The 15,177-nt window shown below is 74.9% G+C and carries 11 protein-coding genes; 5 read left to right on the top strand and 6 right to left on the bottom strand.

Translation table 11 applies throughout. From position 1 onward, the window contains the following. Nucleotides 1-5: 5 nt before the first annotated feature. Together GVV04_RS34665 and GVV04_RS01905 are read right to left on the bottom strand one after the other, a co-directional pair. Complete coding sequence (locus tag GVV04_RS34665) at nt 6-1,955, bottom strand: acetyl-CoA carboxylase carboxyltransferase subunit alpha (RefSeq protein ID WP_161683989.1); 1,950 nt, start codon at nt 1,953-1,955, stop codon at nt 6-8. Next, a complete protein-coding gene (locus GVV04_RS01905) occupies nt 1,952-2,185 on the bottom strand; it encodes a hypothetical protein (protein ID WP_161683990.1) in 234 nt (77 codons plus the stop codon). The genes GVV04_RS34665 and GVV04_RS01905 overlap by 4 nt, the downstream gene beginning before the upstream one ends. Nucleotides 2,186-2,610: 425 nt before the next feature. Between GVV04_RS01905 and GVV04_RS01910 the strand changes: the two genes are divergently transcribed. From GVV04_RS01910 to GVV04_RS01930, 5 genes are all read left to right on the top strand, one after another. Continuing rightward, the gene (locus GVV04_RS01910; RefSeq protein ID WP_161683991.1) at nt 2,611-3,423 is read left to right on the top strand and encodes an AfsR/SARP family transcriptional regulator; all 813 of its coding nucleotides are present in this window, start codon (nt 2,611-2,613) and stop codon (nt 3,421-3,423) included. A 221-nt stretch (nt 3,424-3,644) separates the two neighbouring features. Further along, nucleotides 3,645-3,995, top strand: a complete 351-nt coding sequence (locus GVV04_RS01915) for a TcmI family type II polyketide cyclase (RefSeq protein WP_161683992.1) — start codon at nt 3,645-3,647, stop codon at nt 3,993-3,995. A gap of 15 nt (nt 3,996-4,010) precedes the next feature. Next, nucleotides 4,011-5,360 (top strand): FAD-dependent oxidoreductase, encoded by a 1,350-nt coding sequence (locus tag GVV04_RS01920; RefSeq protein WP_161683993.1) that lies wholly within the window; start codon nt 4,011-4,013, stop codon nt 5,358-5,360. 1,216 nt (nt 5,361-6,576) lie between these two features. Next, nucleotides 6,577-7,230 (top strand): hypothetical protein, encoded by a 654-nt coding sequence (locus GVV04_RS34245; protein WP_407938752.1) that lies wholly within the window; start codon nt 6,577-6,579, stop codon nt 7,228-7,230. A gap of 530 nt (nt 7,231-7,760) precedes the next feature. Beyond that, the gene (locus tag GVV04_RS01930; protein WP_161683994.1) at nt 7,761-7,970 is read left to right on the top strand and encodes a hypothetical protein; all 210 of its coding nucleotides are present in this window, start codon (nt 7,761-7,763) and stop codon (nt 7,968-7,970) included. Nucleotides 7,971-8,130: 160 nt separating this feature from the next. Here GVV04_RS01930 and GVV04_RS01935 read toward each other — a convergent pair whose 3' ends face one another. The 4 genes from GVV04_RS01935 to GVV04_RS01950 all read right to left on the bottom strand — a co-directional run bounded on the left by GVV04_RS01935 (nt 8,131) and on the right by GVV04_RS01950 (nt 15,041). Beyond that, complete coding sequence (locus GVV04_RS01935) at nt 8,131-10,410, bottom strand: APC family permease (RefSeq protein ID WP_235965533.1); 2,280 nt, start codon at nt 10,408-10,410, stop codon at nt 8,131-8,133. 565 nt (nt 10,411-10,975) lie between these two features. Continuing rightward, nucleotides 10,976-11,122 carry a hypothetical protein gene (locus GVV04_RS01940; RefSeq protein WP_161683995.1) on the bottom strand — a complete coding sequence of 49 codons (147 nt, stop codon included), beginning with the start codon at nt 11,120-11,122 and terminating at the stop codon, nt 10,976-10,978. 72 nt (nt 11,123-11,194) lie between these two features. Continuing rightward, nucleotides 11,195-11,965 carry a DUF5995 family protein gene (locus GVV04_RS01945; RefSeq protein WP_161683996.1) on the bottom strand — a complete coding sequence of 257 codons (771 nt, stop codon included), beginning with the start codon at nt 11,963-11,965 and terminating at the stop codon, nt 11,195-11,197. Between the two features lie 124 nt (nt 11,966-12,089). After that, complete coding sequence (locus GVV04_RS01950) at nt 12,090-15,041, bottom strand: helix-turn-helix transcriptional regulator (RefSeq protein WP_161683997.1); 2,952 nt, start codon at nt 15,039-15,041, stop codon at nt 12,090-12,092. Nucleotides 15,042-15,177 lie beyond the last annotated feature (136 nt).

Here is a 15,177-nt window from a genome sequence, read left to right on the forward strand (position 1 = left end):
GGCGCTCACCGGACGACCCCCACCGTCGCGCCCGCGCCGCCGGCCCGGGCCGCGCCGTACCGGCGGAACCGCTGCCGGCGGCGGCGTACCAGCGTCGCGGGTGGCACGTCGAGCAGCGGGGCCAGGTTCGCCAGCACCGCCCGGCGCAGCAGCTCCCCGGCGGCCTCCGGGTCCCCGTGGGCCGCCGGCTCCGGCTCCGCCACTATGTCGTCGGCGATGCCGAGCGCGCACAGGTCCGGCGCGGTCAGCCGCAGCGCCCGGGCCGCCAGCGGGGCCGCGGAGCTGTCCGGCCAGAGGATCGCGGCGCATCCCTCGGGGCTGATCACCGAGTAGACCGCGTGCTGGAGCATCAGCACCCGGTCGGCGACCGCGAGGGCCAGCGCCCCGCCGCTGCCGCCCTCACCGGTCACCACCGCGACCACCGGCACCGGCAGGCTGCTCAGGGTGAGGATGTTCTCGGCGATGGCCGCCGCCTGTCCCTGCTCCTCGGCGCGTACCCCGGGATCGGCCCCGGGGGTGTCGACGAGGGTGACCACCGGCAGGCCCAGCCGGGCGGCGAGCCGCATCAGCCGCAGCGCCTTGCGGTGCCCGGCGGGGCTGGCCATCCCGAAGTTGCGGGCGACGAGCTCGGCGGTGTTGTGCCCCTTCTGGTGGCCGATGACCATCACGTGCCGGTCGCCGAGCCGGGCCAGCCCGCCGACCACGGCCGGGCAGTCGGCGCCGAGCCGGTCGCCGTGCAGCTCGACGAAGCCGTCGAACGCGGTGCCGAGGTAGTCCAGGGTGGTCGGTCGGCCCGGGTGGCGGGCCGTCCGCACCGTGTCCCACGGGTCGCGCGCGCCCGCCCGACCCTCGTCGGCCCTGCCCTCGCCCCTACCCCCGTCGGCCTTGCCCCCGTCGGCCCTGCCCTCATCGGCCCGGACCCCGTCGCTCTGACTCGCCGCCGCGCGGCCGTCCGACGCGCCGCTCAGCCGGCCGGGCGGCCCGTCTCCCCCGGCGCGACCGGCCGGCGCGTCGCTCGTGGCACGGCCCGGCGGGGCGGCGAGCCCGGCACGGCTGTGGCCGGCCGGCCCGGCGGCCGGCTGGCGGGGCATCAGTTGCGCGGCATCCGGCCGGCACACCAGCCGCCGGTCCGCCGCCCGCCGGTCCGCACGGGCCGAGCGGGCCGCCGCGAGCAACACCAGCAGCCGCGCCCGCAGGGACCGCCGCTGCACCACCATGTCGACCTGACCGTGCCGCAGCAGGAACTCGGCTGTCTGGAACCCCTCGGGCAGGTCCCGCCCGGTGACCTGGCGGATCACCCGAGGGCCGGCGAAGCCCATCCGCGCGCCACTCTCGGCCAGCACCACGTCCGTGTTGGTGGCGAACGACGCCGCCACCCCCCCGTACGTCGGGTCAGTCAGCACGCTCACCGTCAGCAGCCCCGCCTCGCGCAGCGCCGCCACCGCCTGGCTAACCGTGGCCATCTGCATCAGCGACAGGGCACCCTCCTGCATCCGCGCCCCGCCCGAGGCGGTGACCAGCACCAGCGGGACGCCGTCGTTCAGCGCCCGCTCGGCGGTACGGGTGATCAGCTCGCCGACCACGCAGCCGAGGCTGCCGCCGAGGAACCGGAAGTCCATCACCGCCAGCGCCACCGGGTGACCCCCGATCGTGGCCGTGCCACAGACCACGGCCTCGGGCAGGCCGGTGGCGGCCCGGGCCGCCACCAGCCGATGCGGGTACGGCAGCACGTCGACGAAGCCGATCGGGTCCACGTCGTCCGGACGGTCCGGCAGGGCGGCGAAGGAGGACGGGTCCACCAGCTGGCGCAGCCGCTCCGGCGCGCCGAGCCGAACGTGCGAGCCGCACTCCGGGCAGACGTCCAGGTTTCGCCGCAGCCGCTTGCGGTAGAGCAGGGCACCGCACCCGTCGCAGCGCGACCAGAGCTGCTCACCGTGACCGACGGTGGCGGTCACGGCCGTCGCCCGACTGTCGGCTCCCAGCGGTGGCAGCAGCCCGCCGCCGGCTCCAGCCCCAGCCGCCCTGGATCCCCCGGGTGGACGTGACGGACGTGCGGCCGGCACGGCGGCCGGTGGCGGTCCCCGGCCAGGCGCGGCAGCTCCGCCGCGCCGGGCCCGGCGAAGACCCCGGCGGCCTGCTCCCCGGCGGTCGGGACCACCGGGTCGACAATCAGCGAACGATGCATGGGCGTGCCTCCCTAGGGCGCGTGGCGGGCGTGGCCTGGCCCGTCCGTCACGCGGGACGACTGCCGTCACGGTGCGCGTGCCGCCGTCACGGCGGCGTCACCACCGAACCCCGACCGGACACGACCTGTGGTGACGGTGCGTTGATGCAAGCTGTGAATAATCCATGCCGCACCTTTGAATCACCTTGACGGTGACGACAAGTTTTCGCAGTTGGGAAGGTGTCGATCAGGTGACATGGCCCGTGTCACCGCAGACCACATGTTGACTCACTGTAATCAGTGGGTTTAATCTTCGAGAGGGCCAGCCCGGTGGTCGCGGCGCTCGGTCCGGTGCCTTGTGGAGCCACCGGCGACGGTGGCGTCCCGGGTACGCCGCACCGGGACACACGACAGTCCGGACGAGGTCCGGTGCAGGGGGTGCCGCCGTGACCGCTGATCCGACCACGCCGACCACGGAGGACGGCGCCTCCCCACAGGTCTCGCTGCACCTGCTCGGCGGCTTCCGCCTGCTGCACGACGGAACCCCGGTCGTCGTCCCCCGCGGGCTGCAACGGGTCCTCGCGCTGCTCGGCCTGCGCCCCGGCGCCACCCGCAGCCACCTCGCCGGCCTGCTCTGGCCCGAGGCGCCCGAGGAACGCGCCCTGTCCTCCCTGCGGACCGCGCTCTGGCGGCTGCGCCAGGACCCGTGCTGCCCGCTGGTCACCACCGGCGACACCGCGCGCCTGCACCCCCGCGTCCGGCTCGACGTCGACGAGCTGACCACCACCGCCGCCCGGGTACGCGACGGCGACGACCCGGGCACCACCAGCGCCGCCCGCACCGCCGGCCGACACGACCTGCTGCCCGGCTGGTACGACGACTGGGTGCTGCTCGACCGGGAACGACTGCGCCAGCTACGGCTGCACATGCTGGAACAGGTGGCCCGCAACCACATCGCGGCGGGCCGGCACGGCGAGGCCCTGGAGGCCGCGCTGGAGGCGATGGCGGCGGAACCGCTGCGCGAGACGCCACACCGGCTGGTGGTCCGCATCCACCTCGCCGAGGGCAACGTGTTCGAGGCCGTGCACGCCTTCTACGCCTACCGCGACATGCTCCTGCGGGAGTTGCGCCTGGAGCCGTCCCCGGCGATGTCCGCCCTGCTGCACGACACGCTCGCGCCGATCCGGCAGGCCACCCGGCCGGCCGCGCCCGAGCCGCGCCGCGAGCCGCTCCCCCGCACCGGCCCCCGCCCGCGCTGACCCCCGCCCACGCCCGGTCCGCACCCGGTGTCGGCCCGAGCCTGTTCTCGTTTTCGTTCCCGGCACCGGCACCGGCCGACCCCGCCCCGCGCCGGGCTGCTCCGTCACCATCGCCACACGGACAGTGACGGCCACGTGACAGGGTGACCGGCAAGGTGGGCGGCAACGGTGCACGCGGTCACCCGACCTGATCCAGGAGCACCACCGGCGGGAGGGGTCCCATGAGTCGTCTACTAATCGTCAGCCGGATCAGCCCCGGCGCGGAAGGCCGGGTGGCGCAGATCTTCGCCGAAGCCGACGCGACGGAACTACCGGGCCTCACCGGGGTCCGGCACCGCTCCCTGTACTGCCTGCACGACCTGTGCGTACACCTGATGGAGACCGAGGACGTCGACCCCGACGTCCTGGCCGAGGCGCGCAACCACCCGCTGTACCTCCAGGTCAACGAGCGGCTCTCCGCGCACACCTCGCCGTACCTGCCCACGTGGCGCTCACCGCGCGACGCGATGGCCGGCTGCTTCTACAGCTGGGACGCCACCTCGTCGGTCAGCGCCACCGGCACGGCCGGCTGAACCGGCGCCGGCCCCGTGTCAGCCAAGGCTCCACACGTACTTGTCATCGGGGCCGGCACCGGCGGCCTGTGCCTGGCCCACGGGCTGCGCCGGGCCGGCCTCGACGTCTCGGTGTACGAACGCCACACCACCCGCGCCGACGGGCTGCTCGGCTACCGCGTCGGCATCAGCCCCACCGGCAGCAGGGCGCTGCGTGAGTGCCTGCCGCCGGAACTGTTCGACACCTTCGTCGTCACCTGCGCCCGCGCCCCCCGCTACTTCAACGTCATCACCGAACGGATGCGCCAGACCGCGTCGTTCGAGCTGCGGCCGGACACCGACCCGGTCGACACCGAACGCTCCGTCGCGCGCATGACCCTGCGCCAGGTGCTGCTCACCGGCCTGGAGGACGCCGTCCACTTCGGCCGGACCTTCACCCGGTACGAACAACGCGACGACGGCACCGTCACCGCTTACTTCGCCGACGGCAGCAGCGCCACCGGTGATCTGCTGGTCGCCGCGGACGGCACGCACTCCGCGGTCCGCCGCCAGTACCTGCCGCACGCCGCCAGCCGGGACGCCGGCACCATCAACATCGCCACCCGGATCCCGCTGACCGACCACACCCGCGAACTGATCCCGGAGCGGCTCCAGCAGGGCATCTCCCTGATCTTCGGCGCCGGCGGGATGATGGGCGTGCTGCACGTGATGGAGTTCAAGTGGGGCCACCACGGCGAGATCAAACCCGGGGTCACCGACGCCGACGCCGCCCTGTTGCGCCGCTGGCCGGGCCTGCGCCACGACACCACCCGCGACAACATCAACCTCATCGTGTGGAGCACCGCCCGCCGCTTCCCCGCCGACATCATGCGGCGCCGAGGCCGCGAACTGGTCGAGGTCGCCCAGGAACTCACCCGAGGCTGGCACCCGAGGCTCCGCGAGGTGCTGGCCCGCTGCGACCCGGGCAGCGCCCTGCCGGTCAAGGTGTCCACCGCCGAGCCGGTGCAGCCGTGGAAGAGCAGCACCGTCACCCTGCTCGGCGACGCGATCCACAGCATGACCCCGGGCCGCGGGGTCGGCGCGAACACCGCCCTGCGCGACGCCGCCCTGCTCAGCCGCCAGGTCAGGCTGGCGGCCTCCGGCGGCAAGACCCTGGTGCAGGCCGTCGCCGACTACGAGGCCGCGATGATCCCGTACGGCTTCGACCGGGTCGCCGACTCGTTGCGCAGCAGCGGCACCAGCGGCGACGACGCGCTGTACCGGCCGGTGATCGGCCGGCTCGCGCTGCTCGGGGCGCGCAGCTACTTCGGCGTCACCAGCAGGGTGCCCGCACTGCGCCGCAGGTTCGTCGACGACTTCTACACCTACCGTGGCGAGGCCGACTGACCCTGCCCGCGCGGGCCCGGCACCGACCTACGGGTGCCGGGCCCGCGCTGTCCGGGTCAGGTCGCATGCCCTCGGTTGGACGGCGGGTCGGCGAGCCTGTGCCGAAGTCGGCCTACCTCTGACGTGGTCCGGGTCCGTATGAGCGCACACGATCGCGGGGCACACAACCGGGCTGGATCTTAGGTCTCCGTTCATCGTCAGGGCGGCGGTCGATTTCGGTTGGTGGCGATCGCGCCTGCCACCGCCGAAGTCGAAGACGTAGCCGTGCGTCTCCCGCGCCTCGACGCACGCCCGCGACGCGGCGGAGCGCGGACGCCCCGCCGAATCACGGTGAGTCACCCCGTCGCCACCCCGGGTGCGAAGCACCCCACCAGCGCAGGAAGCCCACGGACCGCCCTGTCGCCGATACGGCGCGTGTGCGAAGCTGCGACGGATTTTTCTCGCGACTTTTCACCGACCACACTCAATAAGAGGGAGGTTTGCCGTGCCGTCGACTTTCGGGCAATGGCTGATCGTGATCCTGGCTCTGCTGCTGGGTTCGGCGGCCGGATGGGTGCTACGCGGCCGGCAGGACGCACCGGCCACCGTTAAGCCCATCGTGGAGGGCGACCCCGTCGCCGGGGTCGCCGTGGTGTCCACCCCGACCGCCGAGGCCACCGTCGACGCGCACCGGCCGGAGGCGATCGTGGCCCCGGCCGTGGCCCCTGCCGCCGTGGTCGACCCCCCCGCTCCGGAGACCGCCGAGGCGACCCAACCGGGCGCGGTCCTCGCCGACACCGACCCGACGGTCTTCGCCCCCGACGACACCGCCACCACAGGTGTCCCCGCCGACGCCGAGCCCGGCCCTGGCCCCGCCTCCGCTCCTGCCACCGACCCGAGCCCGGTGGACGCGATCACGACCGAATCGCTCTCGGCCGACGCTGCCGTCGACAACGGAGCGACGAAGGCCGGCCCGTTCGTCGACGAGGTCCGGACGGACGACGAGGCCAGCCCGGCCGCGCCGGCCACCCCGGCCCACACCGACGCCGTGCCGATCGAGGCCGCCCACACGGAGGCCACTCCGGTCGAGGCCGCCCACACGGAGGCCGCTCCCGCCGCGACCACGCCGGCTGAGGACGCGGCGGAGGAGCCCGCTCCCGTCGGGACCCCGGCGGCTGAGGAAGCTCCGGTCCCGGCGGCTGAGGAAGCTCCGGTCCCGGCAGTCGCCGGGCCGATCGTGCCGGCCCCCCGGGCCGCCGCCGACGACGCCGAGCCGGCCCCGGCCGTTCCCGACGACGCCGAGCCGGCCCCGGCCGTTCCCGACGACGCCGAGCCGGCCCCGGCCGTTCCCGACGACGCCGAGCCGGCCCCGGCCGTTCCCGACGACGCCGAGCCGGCCCCGGCCGTTCCCGACGACGCCGAGCCGGCCCCGGCCGTTCCCGACGACGCCGAGCCGGCCCCGGCCGTTCCCGACGACGCCGAGCCGGCCCCGGCCGTTCCCGACGACGCCGAGCCGGCCCCGGCCGTTCCCGACGACGCCGAGCCGGCCCCGGCCGGGTCCCGGGACGGCGTCGGCGAGGCCGGCCCGTCGGCCCCGGACGTGGCCCCTGTCCCCACTCCGTCAGCCGGTTCCGCAACCGCCGACGACTTCCGGCGCATCCAGGGCATCGGGCCGAAGATGGCCGCCGCGCTCCAGGGCGCCGGCATCCGCACCTACCGGCAGCTCGCCGACCTGGACGAGGCCGGACTGCGGGACACCATCCGCACCGCCGGCCTCCGGGGGGCGCCGAGCCTGGCCACCTGGCCCCAGCAGGCCAAGGTGCTCGCGGGCGCCCCGGCTGAGGCCGACCAGGCCCTCCCCGCGCCGGTCGGCGCCGACGACCTGTCCTGACCGACGGCGTCGGTCGGTGGCCCTGCGCGGGCCATCGACCGGCGCGCGGCCGACCGTTCCTCGTCATCACCCCGGGCGATGACGCTCTGGCCGCCGGCACCATGTTCAGCCTCAGTCAGCCGAAGGCGTGGCAACCCGGCCGCCTCCGGCTGACGGTCCACGAAGGCCCGGCCGACGGTCGGCCCGGTGATCCGACGCCGTTCCCGGTCGGTCGGGCCGATCTGGGGCGCGGGGTTGCCCGGCCGGGTCTCACAGTCCTGACCGGGACGGCCTACCAGCCCTGCTCACCGCCGCCCTCGGGAACGCCACCCGCCGCCGCAGGTCACTGTGCCCCGGCGATGCCGGAGCTCACCTACGTCACCGTGACCGAGCACCGGCGCAGCCGGGGTCGCCGGCCCGGGCCGCCCGGCTGTGGCGCTGACCGAAGTCGGGCAACCGTCCCGCCTGCTCGGCCCGGACGCCGTTTAGCCGGTCGGCGCAGTTGGGTACAACGGGGCTCACCTTGACTCACCACAACCCGGGAGGAAGCCATGCGGCGTGGCCCGTCGATTTTGGGAATCATCCTTGTCATCTGGCTCGTCATCGGCGCGATCGCCGCAGGCCAGCGTGGCTACTACAAGGGCGACGACACGAACTGCGCCGAGGCGGGCACCATCCTGGTGACCATCGTGGCCGGCCCACTGAACTACATCGGTGCCAACCCGAAGATCGACTGCGATCTTCCAGAGCCGTCCAAGTAGGCCCACCCGCATCCGGCCCGCGCCCCCACCTCAGGGGCGCGGGCCGTTGCATGCCCGCCCGGCCCTGCTCTTCCGGGGACGCGTCGGCCCTTGGGGGGCGGAGCACCACCTCCAGGGCATCCTAGGAGGCTGGTTTTAGTCCTTCCGGAGCCGCCGGGGGTCAGCCGCCGACGTGGATGCCCGGACGGCGGGACGGGTCCGGCTCGGACCTGCGGATGATCTCCCGTACGACGGGCGGGGTGTCGCCGCGGCCGAGGATCAGGTACCGCAGCAGGTGGGCGATGGGGTTGCCCTCGGACCACTCGAAGTGGGCGTGCGGGCGTACGCCGGTGGCGTCGCGCAACGCGAGCAGGATCGCGGCGATCGCGTTCGGCACGGCCGGGCTCGCCGCCCGCAGCACCCGGAACCCGCCGGCCTCCACCCCGTGCACCCGCAGCACCCGGCTGAACTCCGACGGGTCGACCACGTCGATCTCCAGGAACAGCACGTCGGCGGCCCCCGGGACCGGGTTCATGCCGCGCTGCGCGCGCTCCTTGACCCGATACTCGCTGACCGCACCGCTGTCGCGCCTCTTGGCGATCAGGTGCAACCGGCCGTCATGGGCCAGGGACTCGGCGACGAACCGGCGGGCGGCGTCGTCGAACTCGATCCGCTCGGCGCGCAGCTCGGTGGTGCGGGTGACCCGGGAGACCAGCGAGACGACGACGATGCCGGCCACGAACATGCCGGAGATCGCGATCCCGTCCGGCTTCTCGATCACGTTCTCGGCCAGGGCGTAGAGCAGCACCGCCGTGAGCACGGCGAAGCCGGCCGCGGCGACCCGCTGGCGGGCACGGGCCGCCGCGGCAGTCACCGCCACCGCGCCGGAGACCATCATCGCCAGGATGCCGGTGGCGTACGCGCCGGCCTGGGCGTTGACGTCGGCGCGGAAGGCAACGGTGATGGCGATGCTGATCAGCGTGTAGACGATCACCACCGGGCGCACCGCCCGTCCCCACTCCGGAGCCATCCCGTACATGGGCAGGTAGCGCGGCACGATGTTGATCAGGCCGGCCATCGCGGAGGCGCCGGCGAACCAGAGGATCAGCACGCTGCTGACGTCGTAGACGGTGCCGAACCCCTCGCCGAGGCGCTCGTGGGCCAGCCAGGCCAGCGCCCGGCCGTTGGCCGCGCCGCCGGGCTGGAACTCCCGCGCCGGGATCAGCACGGTGGTGACGAAGGTGGTGCCGACCAGGTACACCGACATGATCAGCGCGGCGGTGGTGAGCAGCCGGCGGGTGTTGCGGATCCGGGCGGCCAGCCGCCGGGCGGCGTCCGGGCCGTTCCCGCGTACCAGCGGCATCATGCTCACCCCGGTCTCGAAGCCGGAGAGCCCCAGCACCAGCAGCGGGAAGGCCAGCACCGCCGGACCGACCACGTCGGCGAACCCGGAGCCGCCGGCGGTCAGCGCGCTGGACCAGTCGCCCACCGTGGCCGGCTCGGCGACGATCTGCGCCAGCCCCGCCACCACGATCACCGCGTTCAGCGCGAGGAAGACCGCGACCAGCGGGATGGCCACGGTCACCGCCTCGCTGAACCCCATCAGGAACACCCCGCCCAGCACGAGCAGCAGCACCACGGTCACCGCCACCGCCGCGAGATCACCGTGCGGGGCGGACGCCGGCAGGTACGGGTTCTCCAGCAGATGAACGGTCGCGTCGGCGGCCGACAGGGTGATCGTGATGATCCACGAGGTGGCGACGAAGCCGAGCAGGACGAGGACGAAGATCTTGCCGCGCCAGAACGGCAGCAGCCGCTCCAGCATCGCCACCGAGCCCTGCCCGTGCGGGCTCTCCCCGGCGACCCGCCGGTACATCGGCAGCATCCCGAACAGGGTCAGCGCCACGATCAGCAGCGTGGCCAGCGGGGACAGCGCCCCGGCGGCGAGCGCGGCGATTCCCGGAAGGTACGACAGGGTGGAGAAGTAGTCCACCCCGGTCAGGCACATCACCTGCCACCAGGGGTGGGTCTTCGCCTGCGCCTCCCCGGCCTCCGGCCCGACCGGCTGCACCCGGTGCTGGAACAGCCAGCGGCGCAGCCGGCCCGCGGGCTCGCCCCTGGGGCCGGGGCGCTCAACGCGCTCCGGGATCGCCGCCGTGCCGAGGCCGCCGGGGCCGCCCAGGCGCGGGTCCCGGGCGGCCCGCTCGGCCGGGCTGGGGCCCTGGGCAGGCTGCTCCCCCGGGCCCGGGCCCTGGACAGGCCGCTCCCCCGGGCCCGGCTCCCGGGCGGCCCGCGCCTGGCGGCTCGGGTCCCGGGCGGCCCGCTCCGACCGGCTCGGGTCCCGGGCGGCGTCCCCGTCGCCCGACGGGTCCCGGGGCGCGCGGGGTTTCCGGTCGGGATTCGGCGCACGCCGGTGCTCCCGGGCCCGCCTCGGCCGCGCACCGTCCCGCCGCTCCGCCATGCCACGCCACCCCTTCACGCCCTGCTCCGACGGTAGGCGGTGCCGGCGGCGTCGCCCGCCGGAACGGTGAGGAAGGCCGGCGGAATGGCGCGTGGACCCGGCAGGGTCACCGACGACCAGCGAAGCGGGCCACGCGGCGACGGGGAGCAGCACGGTGATGGGGGCGGCTGGTGGCGAGGGCGGCGGGTCAGCTCGGCCCGACGGCGCGGCACGCGCGAGGCTCAGCTCAGCGCGGCGGACCAGGCGTCCCGGTGCGCGTCGAGGTACCCCGCCACGTCCCGCCAGCAGGGGCCGTCGGGGGCCCAGATCCGGGCCCCCGGGCTGCCGACCCTCCCGGGTCCCGGCGGCGAGCAGGTCGTACATCGCCCGGGCCCGCGCCGCCCGAGCACCCGAGCGCCCGGGGCAGTTCGACCCGGTCCGGGCCGTCGAGGCCGTAGCCGTCGGCGGGGCCCGCAGCCGCGCCGCCGACTCCCGCACCGGCCGGCCCGACGCATCCCGGCCCGCTCTGCGCCGCGTACGCCAGCTCCCACAGCCGCGAACCCCGGCCCGGCGGCGTCCCAGTCGATCAACCCCCGGCCGCGCGACGACCGGACCAGATGTCACGGTGCGGCGTCGTGTCGGTCCACTGACCGGCCGGGCGCCGGACGGTGTCGCCGACCCGGACGACGCTCACGGTGGCGTTGCCGGGCGGCGGCTGTTCGCCGGTCGTCATCCGGCCATCCTGCCCGGGACAGGGGGATGCCCCCGCGCTCCCCCCCGGTAGCGCGGGGACCCCCCGTCCCGGCTACTGCAGGAGCGCCCCGAGGGGCGACAGCAGCAGCCGGCCGAGCGCGGCGGCGTTGTCGTCCAGCCGTTCGCGCTCACACTCACGGGCCTCCGGGTCGTGCCGGCAGCGCCAGATCTTCTGCGCGTTGCGCCAGGCCACGTTCCGGGTGTACTCCACCAACTCGCCCTGGTACCAGTCGTCGATGTCGCCGTTGAGCATGTCGATCATGATCTGCCAGTTGTCCAGGTAGCCGCGGCGCAGCTCCGGGATCCGCTCCGCGAAGATCTGATTGATCTCCAGGTAGTCGTGGTGCTGCTCGCTGCCGTCGACCGGCTCGGACTCCAGGCTGTCGAACGTGGTCACCAACGCGAACGGCAGGTCGTAGTTGATGTGCGCGTTCACCCCGGCCGCGGCCGAGGGCAGCGGCCGGGCGTCCGGGCCACGCATCCGCCGGAACAGGCACACCCAGGCCCGCGGCGTGACCGGGCTCGACTCGGTCCAGTACCGCAGCGCGTCGAAGTAGCGGGCGGCGAACTCCACGTCGAGCCGGGCCAGGAAGACCGGGTCGGCGAAGCGGTCGTCGTACAGGCCGTTGAGCACGCTGGTGGTGATGGTCAGGTAGAGCTCGTTGAAGTCCGCGAGGGGGCAGCTGCGCTCCAGCGGCGGCAGCCGGACCAGCATGTCCTGGAGTTTGGTGAGGTGGTCGACCACCGCCGGCACGTCCGCCGGGTGGTCGGCCAGCAGGCCGACGATGTCCTGGTGTACCGGGCCCCAGACCGGTTCGCCCATGTCTCCTCCACTGTGGTCCGAGGCACCCCCGTGCCGCCGTCATCGGAGCACAGCCTTTCAGCCACGGCCCGTGCGGCGGATCAGTAGAACGACGTATAAGCAGCCGACCGACGTACGTCGGCGGCTACTCGGAACGGTTACGCAGGAAGATGGCGCTGGCCTGCACCCGGGTGCGGACCTGGAGCTTGTCGAAGATGTGCGAGACGTGCACGCCGATCGTCCGCTCGCTGATGAACAGCCGCTGGCCGATCTCCCTGTTGGTCAGCCCCTCCGCCACCGCGGCGAGCACCTCGCGCTCCCGGGCGGTGAGCACCGCCAGCTCGTCGCTGGCCGACTCGGCGCCGGCCGGGGACCGGCCCTCGACCGACGCGCCGTGCTCCTCCAGCTGCACCCGGGCCCGGCCGGCCAGGGTACGGATCTCGGTGCTCAGCGGCACGGCCCCGAGCCCCTGCGCCACCTCGTACGCCTGGCGCAGCAGCTTGCCGGCGGTCGCCGTGCGGCTGCGCCGGGCCAGCAGCGCCTCGGCCTGCCGCAGCCGCGAGTACGCCGCCGGGTACGGGTGGTGGCGGCGGTCCCACTCGGCCACCGACCGGGCCCACAGCACCGGGTCGCTGCCGTCGAGCCGGCTGAGCTCGGCGTCGCACAGCGCCAGGAACCCGTCGACCACGTCCCGCACCGAGCGGACGGCGTGCTCGCTCTTGCGGGCCACCCGCTCGGCCACCTCGCGCAGCCGGCGTACCGCCGTCTGGTCGACCGGAACCGTGCGGGACGCGTACGCCTCGGCCTCGGCCCGCAGCCCGTGCCAGACCAGCGCGGCGAGGATGCCCACGTCGTCGGAGCGGCTCTCCGTCAGCCCCCGCTGCACCGCCTGGCGGGCCAGGTCGTGCCGGCCCTGCCACATCGCCAGGCCGGCGCGGAGGGTGAGTAGCGGGATGACGTGCCGGGCGCCGCCGCCGGCCAGCACCGTGGCGACGGCCTCCAGGTCCCGGTCGGCGGCCTCGATGTCGCCGTAGCCCACCCAGAGCCGGCAGCGGGCCAGCAGCAGCTCCACCGCGTCCGCGCCGGACGGGCGGTGCCGCAGGGCCGCCGCGACCACCTTCTCCGCCTCGGCCCACTGCCCGACCCGGAACAGCCCGTTGGTGGCGATGGCCAGCAGCCGGGTCTCGTACGTGCGGCCCAGCCCCAGCTCGGCGACCCGCTCGGCGCCCCGGCGGGCCACCACGACACCCTCCTCCAGGATGTTCAACGGCCCGGTGAGCAACTCCGCCAGGTGCAGGTACGCGCACGCCACGTCCTCCGGGCGACCGGCCCGCTCGGCGGTGTCCAGGGCCTCCCGCATGACCGCCAGCCCGGTGTCCGGGTCCTCCAGGTACGCCTCGCTGAACCCCAGCGCCATGCTGGCCATGACGACCTCGGGGACGGAGCCGTCCACCTCGGCGGCCAGCGCCAGGGCCTCCCGGGCCCGGTCGCCGGCGTCCGCGTACCGGCCCAGGTGCAGCAGCAGCTCGGCCAGGTGCGCGGCGGCGGTGGCCCGCTCCCGGGAGGTGCAGTCGGCCGCCGCGAGGGCCCGCCGGTACTCCGCCTCCGCAGGGGCGGACCGGCCGGCGGCTGCCAGGTAGCGGGCCCGCCGGATGTGCAGCGCGCAGGCCGGGGCCCCGCCGTCGGCGGTGGTGGTGACCAGTTCCTCCAGCAGGGCCAGCGCCCGGGCGTGCTCGCCGCAGTGGTGCGCCGCCTCGGCGGCGTGCCGCAGCAGGTCCGCGCGGTCGATGTCGAGGCCGCCGTCCGCCGGGGACGCCCCGGTGGTCGCCGCGGACGCCCCGGTGGGCTGGACGCCGGCCAACTGGAGGGCCACCGACCAGTGCCGGTGGGCCTCGGCGTAGCCGTGCAGCCGCTCGGCCTCCTCGGCTGCGGCCACCGCCGCCGGCAGGGCACGGGCGGGCTCGCCGGCCAGCCGCCAGTGGTGTGCCAGCCGGGCCTGGTGCAGCTCCGCCGGGGCCGACGTCAGCGCCTCCGCGTACCGGCGGTGCAGGGCCGACCGCTCGGCGGGCAGCAGCTCGTGGGCGAGGACCTCGGCGACGAGCCGGTGCCGCAGCCGGTACCCGTCGTCGTCGCCGACCAGCAGCCGGTGCGCCACCGCCGCCCGGACCGCGTCGATCAGCTCCTGCTCCGGCAGCCGGGTCACCTCGGCCAGCAGCCAGTGCGCCACCGGCTCCACCCCGGCGGCCACCGCGTGCACCACCGCGTGCGCGGGCTCGGGCAGGGCGTCCACCCGGGCCAGGAACACCTCCCGCACCGTGTCCGACAGCCCGTCCCGGCCGTCGCGCAGGTCCCGCGCCAACTCCTCCACCACGAACGGGTTACCGCCGCTGCGCTGCCACACCGACTCCGCCGCCTCCACCCCCAGCGGCCCGCCCACGATCTCCGCCGCCAACCGCTCGGTGTCCGCCCGGTCCAGCGGAGCCAGGTCGAGCACCCGCACCGACCGCAGCCGACGCAACTCGGTCAGCACCCGACGCAACGGATGCGCGCCCTGCAACGACTCGGCCCGCACCGCCCCCAGCACCGACAGCTGCAGGTCGCCCAGGCCGGCGAGCAGGTAGAGCAGCAACTGCCGGGTGCTCCGGTCGACCCACTGCAGATCGTCGAGCACCAGCACCAGCGGCCGGCCCTGGGCCACCAGGTGCAGCCCCCGGGAGACCCGCTCCAACAGGGCACCCGCGCCGTCCGGGCCACCGGTCTCCTCGGCGAACATCTGCAACAGCCCGCGCACCGCCGACGAGGTGCGGGGGTGCGAGGCGGTCAGATCCGCGTCGAACCGGCGCAACGCCTGCAACAGGGGGTGCAACGGGGAGGCGTCCCCGATGTCGAGGCACGCCCCGGTGAGCACCAGCGCGTCGGCCGCGCGCAGTTGGTCGCCCACCTCACGCAGCAGCCGGGTCTTGCCCACCCCGCTCTCGCCCGTGAGGAAGACCGCCGCCGTCTGTCCCGGCCCGACATCGTCGAGCAGCGCGGACCGCAGTGTCGCCACCTGGCCGGCACGGCCGACGAGCGGTGCGGCGTCCACATCGCTGGCCATGGCTCGCAGCCTAGTCACAGGTCCCCGGACCGTTCTACGGGTCTTTACCGCCACTGGTCCGCCTCGCGTCGACATTGCGACTAAAGGTTGCGGGGGGCCGACATACGTCGTTCTGCCGATCCCCCGACCTGCCGGT

The sequence above is a fragment of the Micromonospora rubida genome, assembly GCF_009908295.1.
In the GTDB taxonomy this organism is placed as follows: domain Bacteria; phylum Actinomycetota; class Actinomycetes; order Mycobacteriales; family Micromonosporaceae; genus Micromonospora; species Micromonospora rubida.